At 55.1% G+C, this 13,193-nt stretch carries 13 protein-coding genes; 12 read left to right on the top strand and 1 reads right to left on the bottom strand.

Going from position 1 to position 13,193, the window contains the following annotated elements:
• The 11 genes from glmL to P6M73_RS02500 all read left to right on the top strand — a co-directional run bounded on the left by glmL (position 1) and on the right by P6M73_RS02500 (position 10,520).
• Positions 1-1,386 (top strand): methylaspartate mutase accessory protein GlmL, encoded by a 1,386-nt coding sequence (gene glmL, locus P6M73_RS02450; protein WP_277854569.1) that lies wholly within the window; start codon positions 1-3, stop codon positions 1,384-1,386.
• 75 nt (positions 1,387-1,461) lie between these two features.
• On the top strand, positions 1,462-2,946 hold the full coding sequence (locus P6M73_RS02455) for a methylaspartate mutase subunit E (protein WP_277854570.1): 1,485 nt from the start codon (positions 1,462-1,464) through the stop codon (positions 2,944-2,946).
• 104 nt (positions 2,947-3,050) lie between these two features.
• A complete protein-coding gene (locus P6M73_RS02460) occupies positions 3,051-4,298 on the top strand; it encodes a methylaspartate ammonia-lyase (RefSeq protein ID WP_277854571.1) in 1,248 nt (415 codons plus the stop codon).
• Positions 4,299-4,564: 266 nt separating this feature from the next.
• Complete coding sequence (locus P6M73_RS02465; RefSeq protein WP_277855718.1) at positions 4,565-5,407, top strand: fumarate hydratase; 843 nt, start codon at positions 4,565-4,567, stop codon at positions 5,405-5,407.
• A gap of 10 nt (positions 5,408-5,417) precedes the next feature.
• Positions 5,418-6,020, top strand: coding sequence for a Fe-S-containing hydro-lyase (locus tag P6M73_RS02470; RefSeq protein WP_277854572.1), 603 nt, complete (start codon positions 5,418-5,420; stop codon positions 6,018-6,020).
• Complete coding sequence (gene citD / locus P6M73_RS02475) at positions 6,007-6,264, top strand: citrate lyase acyl carrier protein (protein ID WP_277854573.1); 258 nt, start codon at positions 6,007-6,009, stop codon at positions 6,262-6,264. Before P6M73_RS02470 ends, citD begins: the two co-directional genes overlap by 14 nt.
• Before the next feature lie 3 nt (positions 6,265-6,267).
• Positions 6,268-7,143, top strand: coding sequence for an HpcH/HpaI aldolase/citrate lyase family protein (locus P6M73_RS02480; protein ID WP_277854574.1), 876 nt, complete (start codon positions 6,268-6,270; stop codon positions 7,141-7,143).
• Positions 7,133-8,668, top strand: a complete 1,536-nt coding sequence (citF, locus tag P6M73_RS02485) for a citrate lyase subunit alpha (protein WP_277854575.1) — start codon at positions 7,133-7,135, stop codon at positions 8,666-8,668. The genes P6M73_RS02480 and citF overlap by 11 nt, the downstream gene beginning before the upstream one ends.
• A 270-nt stretch (positions 8,669-8,938) precedes the next feature.
• Positions 8,939-9,496 (top strand): TetR/AcrR family transcriptional regulator, encoded by a 558-nt coding sequence (locus P6M73_RS02490; protein ID WP_277854576.1) that lies wholly within the window; start codon positions 8,939-8,941, stop codon positions 9,494-9,496.
• A gap of 158 nt (positions 9,497-9,654) precedes the next feature.
• Positions 9,655-10,035, top strand: a complete 381-nt coding sequence (locus P6M73_RS02495) for an HsmA family protein (RefSeq protein ID WP_277854577.1) — start codon at positions 9,655-9,657, stop codon at positions 10,033-10,035.
• A gap of 134 nt (positions 10,036-10,169) precedes the next feature.
• A complete protein-coding gene (locus P6M73_RS02500) occupies positions 10,170-10,520 on the top strand; it encodes a nitrous oxide-stimulated promoter family protein (RefSeq protein WP_277855719.1) in 351 nt (116 codons plus the stop codon).
• Positions 10,521-11,090: 570 nt separating this feature from the next.
• On the opposite strand, the gene P6M73_RS02505 is transcribed toward P6M73_RS02500, so the two are convergent.
• Entirely contained in the window at positions 11,091-11,990 is a 900-nt protein-coding gene (locus P6M73_RS02505) for a LysR family transcriptional regulator (RefSeq protein ID WP_277854578.1), read from the bottom strand.
• 123 nt (positions 11,991-12,113) lie between these two features.
• Between P6M73_RS02505 and P6M73_RS02510 the strand changes: the two genes are divergently transcribed.
• Positions 12,114-13,124, top strand: a complete 1,011-nt coding sequence (locus tag P6M73_RS02510) for a YeiH family protein (RefSeq protein WP_277854579.1) — start codon at positions 12,114-12,116, stop codon at positions 13,122-13,124.
• Positions 13,125-13,193 lie beyond the last annotated feature (69 nt).

Below are 13,193 nucleotides of genomic sequence, written 5' to 3' on the forward strand. Positions count from 1 at the left end.
ATGGAATATTATCTTCTCATCGACTTCGGGTCAACTTACACCAAGCTGACAGCCGTAGATACCGAGAAAGAAGAAATTGCCGCCACCGCCAAAGCCATCACCACGGTAGAGACCAACATCATGGAGGGGTTCAATACCGCCATGGAGGAGATCCATGCAAAGTTAGGCAGGCAGGCTCACTATATTAAGAAGCTTGCCTGTTCTTCTGCAGCCGGAGGCTTGAAAATGGTGGCCATCGGTCTGGTGCCGGATCTCACCGCGGAAGCAGCCAAGCGCGCTGCCCTGGGTGCCGGAGCGCGGGTCATCAAAACCTACAGTTTCAATCTTTCATCGGACGAAATCAGTGAAATCAGCCAGCTCAAGCCGGATATTATCCTGCTGGCCGGCGGAACCGACGGGGGGAACAAGGAAACCATCATTTTCAACGCGGGAATGCTGGCCGGTTCCTACATCCGAAAACCCATCATCGTGGCCGGCAACAAAAGTGCCCGGGACGAAATCCGGAAAATCTTTGACCAGTCCAATATGGAATACTACATCACCGACAATGTCATGCCCCGCCTCAATGTGCTGGATGTGGATCCGGCCCGGGAAGCGATCCGCAAGGTCTTCATGTCCCGGATCATCCAGGCCAAGGGCATGGGCGAAGCGCAGAACTTCATCTCGGGCATCCTGATGCCCACACCGCAGGCGGTGCTCAAGGCAGCGGAAGCCCTGTCCCAGGGGTCCGACGAGGAAGAAGGCATCGGGGATCTGATCGTTGTCGACATCGGCGGCGCGACCACCGACATTCATTCCATCTGCACCGGCATGCCGACCAAACCGGGCGTCACCTTCCGGGGGTTGGAAGAGCCCTTCGCCAAGCGAACGGTGGAAGGGGACCTGGGCATGCGGTATTCCGCTCTGTCCCTGTTTGAAGCGTCATCCACCAGGGAAATGAAGAAATACCTCAGCAACAAGGACCAGGATGTGGAAGCCGAATGCCGGCGCCGGTCCCAGAACATCCGGCTCGTCCCGACGACGGAGGATGAAAAGGACTTTGATCAGGCCATGGCCAAGATTGCCACCGATCACTCCATGTCCCGTCATGCCGGCACGGTGGAAGCCGTTTACTCGCCCATGGGCATCATGTACTCCCAGGAGGGCAAGGATCTCTTGGAAGTGCGCTATATGATCGGAACCGGCGGCGTCCTGATCCATTCGGAACATCCGCATGAGATACTCGAAGCCGGCACCTATCGCCAGGATGAGATCAACGCCCTCAAGCCGGTGAAGCCGAATTTTCTGGTGGACAAAGAGTATATTCTGTCTGCCATGGGACTTCTGGCCGAAGAGGATAAGGATCTGGCCGTGCGCATCATGAAGAAATATATCGTCAACGTGTAACAGGCTTTGGAATGAAGTCCATTCCAGATGCCGCAGGAAATAGAAAAATAGAGAAACAACGGGAGTGAACAATTCATGAGAAAACTGGAAAATAAAAAGCTGACCGAAGCCGAATTTTTCGAGGAACGCCAGGAAGTCCTCGCTCAGTGGCCGACGGGCAAGGATGTCAACCTGCAGGAAGCGGTGGACTTTCTGAAAGCTCTGCCGGATCACAAGAACTTTGCCAAGAAGCTGCGCTGGGCCAAGGAGAACCGGCTGACGCTGGCTCAGCCCAGAGCGGGTGTCGCCCTGATCGATGAGCACATCGAGCTGCTGCGCTACCTGCAGGATGAAGGCGGAGCGGACCTGCTGCCCTCCACCATTGACTCCTATACCCGCCAGAACCGGTATCACGAATGCCAGATCGGCATCGACGAATCCATCAAAGCCGGCCGAAGCCTGCTCAACGGATTCCCGGTCGTCAACCACGGCGTTCATGCCTGCCGCAAGGTGCTGGAATCCGTCAACCTGCCGCTGCAGGCCCGTCACGGCACACCGGACGGACGTCTGCTGGCAGAAATCATTCACGCCGGCGGCTGGACCTCCAATGAAGGCGGCGGAATTTCCTACAATATCCCTTACGCCAAATCCGTGCCCATGGAAAAGACTGTCCTCGACTGGCAGTACTGCGACCGTCTGGTCGGCTTCTACGAGGAGCAGGGCATTCAGATCAACCGCGAACCATTCGGTCCCCTGACCGGAACCCTGGTTCCGCCTTCTACCAGCAACGCGGTTGCCATTGTGGAAGCTCTCCTCGCAGCGGAGCAGGGAGTCAAGAACATCACCGTCGGTTACGGCCAGTGCGGCAACGTCATTCAGGACGTGGCAGCCATTCGTGCCCTGGAAGAGCAGACCAAGGAATACCTTGAAATGGCAGGACACAAGGACGTGTTTGTCACCACCGTGTTCCATCAGTGGATGGGCGGTTTCCCCGAGGATGAATCCCGGGCGTTCGGCCTGATTTCCCTCGGAGCTATGACAGCGGCATTGTCCGGAGCCACCAAGGTTATCGTCAAGACCCCGCATGAAGCGGTCGGTATTCCTACCAAGGAAGCTAACGCGCAGGGCATCAAGGACACCAAAATGGTTCTGTCACTGCTTCAGGGACAGCGCCTGCCGTCCTCCCTGGAACTGAAGAACGAAATCGAACTGATCAAAGCCGAAGTTCAGTGCATCGTTGACGCCGTCTACAAGGTCGGTCACGGCGATCTGGCCATCGGAACGGTCAAGGCCTTTGAAATGGGCATCATGGATATCCCGTTCGCTCCCAGCAAATACAACCAGGGCAAGATGATGCCGGCCCGCGACAATTCCGGCGCCATCCGCTACCTGATGTTCGGCAACATCCCCTTCAGCGATGAAGTTAAGGACATCAACCGGACCAAGCTGAACGAGCGCGCTGCCTTTGAAAAGCGTAACATCGGCTTCCAGATGACCGTTGACGACATCTATGCCGTCGGCCGCGGCCGCCTGATCGGACGCCCGGAAACCAAGAAGGATAATATCTACAAGCCGGAATAACCTCCAGGATTATTTACTGATACCCGGATCACGGGATCGCCTGATCCCGTGATTCGATTCAAATAAAAAACAACCCAACCACTTGAGGAAAGAAGGAGTTTCAAATGAAGATCATCGACGTTGTTTTATCAGAAGGGACTACAGGCTTTTACTTTGACGATCAGAAAGCCATTAAGAAGGGCGCAGGCCACGACGGATTCTTTTACACCGGCGAAGCCGTTACCCCAGGCTTCTCCAAGATCCGCCAGAAGGGCGAAGCCATCTCCGTGATGCTCGTACTCGAAGACGGACAGGTAGCCTTGGGCGAATGTGCTGCCGTGCAGTACTCCGGAGCCGGCGGCCGGGATCCGCTGTTCCTGGCACAGGATTTCATTCCGGTCATCGAATCTGAGATCGCGCCCAAGCTGATCGGACGGGAACTGACTTCCTTCCGGGAACTGGCTGAAGAAGTCGATGCGATGGAGCATAACGGCAAGAAGTTCCATACCGCAATCCGTTACGGCGTCACCCAGGCGATTCTGGATGCCGTGGCCAAGAGCCAGCACCGCACCATGGCCGAAGTCGTGGTGGATGAATACCAGACCGGCGTCGAACTGAAGCGGATTCCGATCTTTACTCAGTCCGGCGATGACCGCTACAACAACGTAGACAAAATGATCATCAAGGGAGCCGATGTCCTCCCCCACGCCCTGATCAACAATGTGGAAGAAAAACTCGGCCGCAACGGCGAGATCCTGAAGGACTATGTGCTCTGGCTCAGACAGCGTATTTCCGAGCAAAAGCAGAGCGAAGGCTATGAGCCGATCCTGCACATCGACGTATACGGCACCATCGGACAGGCCTTTGCCAACGACTTCAAGCGCGTGGCTGAATATGTTGCCGAGCTCGGCGAAATCGCCAAGCCCTACCACCTCCGGATCGAAGGACCGGTCGATGTGGATGAGCGCGAAGCTCAGATCAAGGCCCTGGCTGAAATCACCCGTTACCTGGCCGAAGCCGGATCGGACGTGGAGATCGTAGCGGACGAGTGGTGCAACACCTACGAAGACGTCGTGGATTTTGCCGATGCCAACGCCGGCCACATGCTCCAGGTCAAGACACCTGACCTGGGTGGCGTCAACAACACCATCGAAGCCCTGCTCTACTGCCGCAAGACCGGCAAGGGAGCATACAGCGGCGGAACCTGCAACGAAACCAACCGTTCCGCTGAAATCCTGACCAACATCGCCATGGCCTGTGGAGCCACTCAGTGTCTGGCCAAACCGGGCATGGGCGTCGATGAAGGTTACATGATCGTCAACAATGAAATGAATCGGGTCCTGGCCCTGAGCCGTCGCAGAAAGAACAGCTAAGCACAGGCGATCCCCGGCTGGACCGGAACCAGCAAAGGCCTGCCAGCAATGGCAGGCCTTTGACGAAACCAGACATATGGCGTAAGCTTGATTTTGGCAAGACCGAATCAGGAGAAAAGCCGGGTGATCCGAAGGCCGGCTGCGATTCATCCCGATTACCGGCTGCCGGGCTGACTGTCCGGCCGAAGGCGCCAAACTGAGAACCGATATCGTGCCGCGAGGCGCAAGAACGAGAAGATCCCGGAGAGGAGAACGACATGAGTACAATCAGAGAAATCAATGTGGGCGAAGTGACCAAAGCTGTCCGTCAGCTGGCCATGGACGCCAATTATTATCTGCCGGAGGACGTCAAGGGCCGTCTGGTAGAGTCCCAGAAGAAGGAAAAATGGATCCTGGCCTCGGATACCCTGGGCCGGATCATCAACAATGCGGACCTGGCCGCTCAGGAACAGCTGCCGATGTGCCAGGATACCGGCATGGCTGTAGTATTTGTTGAACTGGGTCAGGATGTCCATCTGGTGGGCGGCACGCTGGAAGACGCCATCAATGAAGGCGTTCGCCAGGGCTATGCCGACGGTTTCCTGCGCAAGTCCGTGGTGGAGGATCCCCTCAACCGGATCAATACCAAAGACAATACCCCGGCCGTCATCAATCTGTCCCTGGTTCCGGGCGACCGCCTGAAAATCCAGGTCGCGCCCAAGGGTTTCGGTTCAGAAAACATGAGCCAGATGAAGATGCTCAAACCTTCGGACGGTCTGGCCGGCGTCAAGGAATTCATCCTGAAAGTCTGCCGGGAAGCCGGACCCAATGCCTGCCCGCCCATCGTGGTCGGTGTCGGCCTGGGCGGAACCTTTGACAAGGCGGCTGCCCTGGCCAAGAAGGCGCTGATGCGCCCGCTGGATCAGCCCAATGCCAAACCCTTCTACCAGGACCTTGAAGCGGAGCTGCTGGATGAGATCAACCGCCTGGGCATCGGCCCTCAGGGCTATGGCGGACAGACGACAGCCATTGCCGTAGCCATCGAATACTACCCGACCCATATCGCCGGCCTGCCGGTTGCTGTGAACATCAACTGCCACGCGACGCGGCACAAGGAAATCATTTTATAGGAGGGGCACCATGGAACAACATGTACATCAGAAAGAGGATCAAGTGAAGCGCATCCAGGCCCCGCTGACCCGTGAAGCCATCGCTTCGCTGCGGGCCGGGGACATCGTGCTTTTGTCCGGCGTCATCTATACCGGACGCGACGCCGCCCACAAGCGGCTGGTGGAAGCCCTGGACCGGGGCGAAACCCTGCCCTTTGAACTGAAGGACCAGGTCATCTATTATGTCGGACCCACCCCGGAAAAGCCGGGCCAGATCTTCGGCTCTGCCGGGCCCACCACCAGCTATCGCATGGACGCCTATGCGCCGCGGCTGCTGGATTTAGGCCTGAAGGGCATGATCGGCAAGGGCTATCGCAGTGACGAAGTCACCGAATCCATTAAAAAGAACGGGGCGGTCTACTTCGGCGCCATCGGTGGTCTGGGGGCCATCATCGGCAAGAGCGTTCGCGAAGCGATCAACATCGCGTATGAAGACCTGGGAGCGGAAGCCATCCGCCGACTGGTCGTGGAAGATCTTCCCCTGACGGTTCTGACGGACAGCCAGGGCAATGACCTCTATAAGATCGGACAGGCTCAGTACCTGGAATGGAGGGAATCCCATGACGCTGAATAAACCGGCCAAAGCCGGATCCCTGGAATCCAATGACATTCTGATCCAGGTCTATCCGGCCGCCGATCGGACCATTGAACTGGAATCACCGGTCAAGCAGCAGTTTGGTGACGCCATCCTGGCCGTCATCAATGAAGTGCTGGATGAAATGCAGGTGGAAGCGGTCCGGGTTATCGCCAAGGATCGCGGGGCACTGGATTTTGCTATCCGGGCCAGAGTGCGCACCGCGCTGGAAAGGGGGGCATAAGGCATGAAAGGACTCAGACGGAGTTTCCAGTTCGTTCCGGCCAATAACCCCGGAATGCTGATGAGCGCGGATATCCTGGGCGCCGATTCCATTATTTTTGACCTCGAGGATGCGGTAGCCCTGACGGAGAAGGATGCCGCCAGAGGTCTGCTGCGCGAAGCGCTGCAGGTATTTGACTACTCAGCCATTGAAGTGGTGGTGCGGATCAATCCGCCGGATTCCGGCTTCTGCCGGGCAGATATCCAGGCTTTGGCCGGAACGAAAGTCGATGCCATCCTGGTGCCTAAGGCGACGGTGGAGACCATGAGCCAGGTTCTGCCCTGGCTCGACGAGATTGGCTATGCCGGATCCATCCTGGCCCTGATTGAGTCGGCACTGGGCGTGGAACAGGCCTATGAGCTCACCCGCCTCGATTCCAGAATCGACGGCGTCCTGCTGGGCGGCGAAGACCTGACCAGCGACCTGGGCGTGATCCGGACCAAGGCCGGCAACGAAATCAACTATGCCCGGACCAGAGTTGTATCAGCCTGCAAGGCGGCCAAAATCACCTGCATCGATACCCCCTGGACCGATGCCGAAGATCTGGAGGGGCTTGCCCGGGATACGGAATATGCCCGTTCCATCGGCTTTAATGCCAAATCCTCCATCAATCCCCGACACCTGCCGGTGATCCATCAGGTCTTTGCCCCCAAGGGAAAAGAGATTCAGTACGCGCTGCGCGTAATGGAGGCGATGGAACTGGCCGCTCAGGAAGGCAAAGGGGTCTTTTCCCTGGACGGAAAAATGGTGGATGCCCCCATCATCGCCCGGGCCCGTCAGACCCTGGAGCTGGCTGAAGCACTGAACCTGGTCAAGGAGGGAGAATACTGTGGAAACTAAACATACATTGCCGGCTGAAATCGAAGGCTATGGCAAAGTCACGCCGTACCGCCAGGTGTTTGACCCCGAGCGGGTAAAGCCCTGCATTCCCCGTCAGGGCAAGATGTCCCGGCCGGGTCAGCCGAAGCTGCAGAAAGACCTGAGAAGCCTGATGGAAAGCCTGGAGCTGAAAGACGGCATGACCTTCTCCTTCCATCATCACCTGCGCAACGGCGACTATGTCCTCAATCTGGTCATGGAAGAAGTGCGCCGACTGGGCCTCAAAAACATCCGGGTAGCAGCCTCGTCGCTGTTTCCCACTCATGCACCGCTGGTTCAGCTGATGGAAGACGGCACCGTCACCGATATTCATACCGACTATATGTCCGGGCCTGTGGCTCAGGCTGTTTCCCGCGGCCAGCTGAAGCATCCGGCGGTCATGACGACCCACGGCGGCCGGCCCCGCGCCATTGCCGAGGGTGATGTCCACATTGATGTGGCCTTCATTGCCGCTCCGGCAGCGGATCCCAGCGGCAATCTCAACGGCGTGACCGGACCTTCGGCCTGCGGCACCCTGGGCTATGCCATTGCCGATGCCGAATATGCCGATGTCGTGGTGGCGGTAACCGACCACCTGGAGCCGTATCCGCTGTGCCCCGCCGAAATTCGCCAGAACCTGGTTGATTATGTGGTGGTGGTGGATTCCATCGGGAATCCCAAGGGCATTGTTTCCGGGACCACGCAGATTACCAAGGATCCGGTGGGCCTGAAAATCGCCTCCGATACCCTGAAGGTAATGGCTGCTTCCGGACTGCTGAAAGAAGGACTGTCTTTCCAGACCGGTGCCGGCGGCATCTCCCTGGCTGTCGCCAAGGAACTCGAGATCTACATGAAGGAGCACGGCATCACCGGCAGCTTTGCCTCCGGCGGCATCACCGGCTACATTGTCCGCATGATGGAAGCCGGCCTGTTCAAGGCGCTGTGGGATGTCCAGTGCTTTGACCTGGACGCGGTGCGCAGCTTCCGGGAAAATCCGAATCACATGGCCATGTCCGGCGATCTGTACGGCAATCCCCACAACAAGGGAGCCGTGGTCAATGACCTGGATATCGTCATCCTGGGTGCCACTGAAATGGATCCTGAGTTCAATGTCAATGTCACCACCGGTTCCACCGGAATCATCATGGGCGGTTCCGGCGGCCATGCCGACACCGCGGCCGGTTCAAAGCTGACCGTCATTGTCTCCAAGCTGGTATCCGCCCGGATTCCGCTGATTAAGGAACGGGTCACCACCATTACCACCCCGGGTGAGACAGTGGATGTACTGGTAACCGACCGCGGCATCGCGGTCAACTCCAAGCGCCCGGAACTGGCAGAAGCCCTGCGCCAGGCAGGAGTAGCCGTCCACTCGATTGAAGAACTGCAGGCTTTGGCGGAACGCCTGACCGGCAAGCCCCAGCCGATTCAGACCGGGGAGCGCATCGTCGCCGTCGTGGAATACCGGGACGGTTCGGTTCTTGACGTCGTGCGTCAGGTGCTGGAGTAGACTTTCCATAACTTCGACCGGTCGATCCGCTCCGGTCAGCGGACTGGATCAGCCGACTGGACCAGCCGACCGGATCAAAGGCAGAATGATTGTCTTCATCAAAGAAGGATCTCATGGAATGTTTTCGATGGGATTCTTCTTTTTTGGTCGGATCACCGGCTTTGGAGTGTTCGTGGCCAGGATTTTGACCAAGGCAGTCCGGGGTGGAAAGTGATTGACAATCCAAAGACTGATTGTTAAAATGAACATTGTTCAGTTTGGGGGTGGAGTATGAATACCATTGTTACTTCCAGAGAAGCAATTCTCGCGGCGGGAAAAGAAATTATGATTGAGTCCGGGGTGGAACGCCTGAGCATCCGCGATGTCGCGCAAAAATGCGGAATTTCAGTTGGTTCCGTCTACAATTATTTTCCGTCCAAGAGTGATCTGGTGGTGTCCACGATTGAATCCGTCTGGATTGAGATCATCATGGAACCAGGGGATGACAGCGCCGGGGTGAGTTTTACCGACCATTTACGGGCTTTATTCAACCGCATTCAAAAAGGCTGCCTGAAGTACCCTTCCTTTTTCAGTGTGCATTCATTAAACGCGGCTCAGTTTGACAAGACGAAGGGTCGGGAAGTCATGCAGCGGTATTTCAGCCATATGAAAAAGGGGCTGTTTGATTCGCTCGAGCAGGATCCGCTGGTAAAAAAGGGGGTTTTTACCAGTCAGTTTAGCGAAAATGATTTTATCGAATTTGTTTTCACCAATCTCATGACATTGTTCATGAAACGCGTGAGTTCGTGTGACACGCTGTGTGAAATCGTGAAGCGCATTATTTATTAAAAAAAAACCCACCGTCCGGTGGGTTTTATTCAGGGTCAAACTGAACGATGTTCACTTAGGATTCAAGTGCTTCGTGTCCGGGGTATTTCATAAAACGAACGGAGCTGGGCCGGTTCAACCGGCTAAAGAGATTCACAATATTTCAGGAGGTTAGGATTATGTTAACATTAGCAATTATTCTTATCACAAGTGCACTCATTTTCTATACGGTCGGGGTCTGGGCTGAAAAGCTGCAGGGGAAACTCAAGCTGTGGCATACGGTTCTCTTCTTCATTGGGCTGGTGTTCGATACCACGGGTACCCTGACCATGGAATCCATTGCCAGGAGTAATCAGATTTCTGCTGCCGCAGTCGGGTTCAATCTGCACAGTCTCACCGGACTGGCTGCGATCCTGCTGATGCTGGTTCATGCGGTGTGGGCGAGCTGGGTACTGTATAAAAAAGATGAAGGGCAGGCCAAAACCTTTCATCGCTTCAGTCTGGTTGTATGGGTAATCTGGCTGATTCCATTCCTGTCAGGAATGATCTCCAAGATGTAGCCGCGAAGCATCCGTCGAATATGATTCACCCTTTGAACGGGCGGCCTGGAAGAACCGGCTTCAGACGGCAGCCTCAATCCGACACCGGCCTGTTCCCAGAGTCAAAAGAATATGAAAATGGAAAAGGATATGTGATGAAATCAAATCAGACAAACAGGATAACACAGCAGAAAAACACGATCGAAATCATGGTGAAATTATATTGCGCAAAGAACCACAGCGGTGACAATGAACTTTGTCCCGACTGCAGGGAAGTGCTGGATTATGCCCTCACCCGCGTGAGCAATTGCCGGTATGGGGAGAACAAGCCGAACTGCGGGGACTGCAAAACCTGCTGCTACAAAAAAGACATGAAGTCAAAGATCACCCACATCATGAAATATTCCGGCCCGAGGTTAATGGTCCATCACCCCAGGGTGGCATTGGTGCACATTTTGGATAAATTCAGGTACCGCCCGCAAGAAAACAGCTCATCCAACTTGTAACCATGACAGCATACACTGCCGCCCCTGTCTCCATAACAACCGCCCGGGTTCCAGCGATCCTGGAGCGGATCACCCCCCTGACCTCAGTGCATTCCGTCAGATTCCGGACTAGTATCTCATTTGCCGCTGAATCTAATCTCTGTTCCACTTGAATGACCATTTCCCGATCATTCCCCGATATCCTCGTCATGTTACCCCAATCCCAATCGGGTCACTCATATCCCCATCGGGTCACTCATATCCCCATCAGGGCACCCCTTTTCCCATCAGGGCAGCCAATCACGAATCAGAGGATCTTAATCCGGATCCCAGTCCCCAGTCCCCAATCCCCAATCCCCAATCCGGATCCCCCAATCATGGTGGGCAGTCCATTTCGGGAAAAAACTCCAGAAGCAGGTACATGTCTTGTGCATAACTGCTTCTGGAGTTTTTTTGATCATCCGTTCAGGAAAAGTCATTCGATCGATTCTCGGCATAGCCTGGATCATGGTTCCGGCTATGCCGATTTTTTGTACTATGCTGACTTCTTTCGTTTGAGGAAGTCAGCGGATGAACCCCTGTTTTCAGGGTTCAGTCCTGGATCTCAAGGAAGGTCTGTTTCAGGAGTTCATAGATCGTCAGGTAGCGTGAGCGGAAGTAGCTGTCCTTCAGCAGGACGAAATTAAATTCACGCTGTTCCGAAAAACCGGGGATATGGATCACCGCGAGACGACCTTCCTCAATTTCCTTTCGCCCGGCCACCTCAAACAGAAACGTAATGCCCAGATCATCGGCTACCATTTTCTTGATGGCCGCCATATTGCCTATTTCGATCACTTTCTGAAAGGCGTGGAGCGAATAGTTATTTTTCTGCAGGATGTTTTCAAATATCTCCCGTGTGCCCGAACCCTGCTCCCGCAGTATGAGGCGGCTTTCGGTCAGCTTCTTGAAACTTGCCGCTCCTTGCGCCAGTTCTGATTTCGGGGAACAGACGGGAACAAACCGTTCGAGACTGAACAGGGTGGAGTCGTACTGTGACTGATCGAACAGGCCTTCCACCACAATGAAATCCAGTTCACCGCTGTTCAGTCGCTCCAGCAGAACCTGGGTATTTGCGACGGACATATGGATTTTCAGGTCCGGGTATCTGTTCAGCAGGCGGGAGAGGATTCCAGGCATCACATACTCCCCGATCGACAGGGTGGCCCCGAAGGAAAACTGCATCGGAGCTGTCTGCGGGGACTGAATGTTCTCCTTGAAGTGTTTGGCATCCGAAAATACCGTCATGGCAAATTCTCTTAACTGTTCACCTTGCTGGGTCAGTCGGATTTTCCGGTTGGAGGTATCAATCAGCCGGCAGCCGTAGAGCTCTTCCAGATGTTTCATGTGCTGTGATACGGCAGGCTGCGTCAGATGCAGAATCTCTGCTGCTTTCGTATAGCTTCGGCAGGAGCATAACGTTAAAAATGTTTCGTGTCTGAAATCAAGCATTATTTGGCGCTCCATAATTTTAAGTAATAGATGAATAAGGATATATAATTTTAATTTATCAAATAGGAGTGATAAAATCAAACACAGGTCAACATCATCGAGAAGGAAAGGAAATTTATTCGTATGAGTCATGTTAAAAAGTACATCCCGGGGATCACGCTCTCCGGCGCAATTGCCGCGGCGGCATTTCTGATCAGCGATCTTCTCCCGGCCGGTATCCTGGGAGGAACACTCCTGGCCCTGATGATAGGCATGCTGCTGAATCCGCTGATCGGATCCAATGAGGCGGTTGAAGCGGGGATCAACTGGTCCTCAAAGAGAATTCTCCGGACGGGGATCATCCTGGCGGGGATCACGCTCAGCTTTTCTCAGGTTATTCAGGCTGGAAAGTATGCGTTGATCCTCATGGTGTTTACGCTGGCGACCTCTTTCGGAGTGGGGTATCTGTGCAAGAAAGTCTTCAAGATCAACTGGAAGCTGGCCAGCCTTCTGTCGGTCAGCACCGCGATTTGCGGAGGCACTGCAGTGGCAACCCTGGGACCGGCCATTCGGGCCAAGAACCGGGATATTGCCTACGCGATATCCGCAACCTTTATTTTTGACATCATTACTGTGATTGCCTTTCCCTGGATCGGACGACTGCTCGGTCTTGGCGATACGGGATACGGCCTGTGGATCGGTACCGCGGTGAATGACACTTCATCGGTCGTCGCGGCGGGATATGCCTTTTCCGATGCGGCCGGGGTGCTGGCAACCATCGTGAAGCTGACGCGAACGCTGTTCATTGTTCCGGTCGTTCTGATCTTTTCCTGGATCTACGCAAAAAAAGAAGTGGATTCCCAGGCAGCGGAGAAGGTTGAGCTGGCAAAGATTTTTCCCTGGTTCATTCTGGGCTTTCTCGCTGTGGTCGCCATCCGAAGCGTCGGGTTGGTACCGGAGAGCCTGGTCCCAGGCATCGTGTTTCTTTCCAAATTTTTCCTGTCCATGGCACTGGCAGCGATCGGGCTGAAAACCAGCCTCAGGGAAGTCGCAGGGGTCGGCATCAAGCCGATGATCGCCGGAGTAATCATCGATACGTCAGTAGTATTCGTATCGCTGTTTGCTCAGGCAGGCATCCTGCACTATCTGAAATAACGTTCGGCGGTCAGCCAGCGGTTGAAAGAGAAAAGACTACATCAAAGGACATACCCTTCGATGCAGTCT

The organism is Anaerococcoides asporogena (genome assembly GCF_029590275.1).
Taxonomy (GTDB): domain Bacteria; phylum Bacillota; class Clostridia; order Clostridiales; family Clostridiaceae; genus JG1575.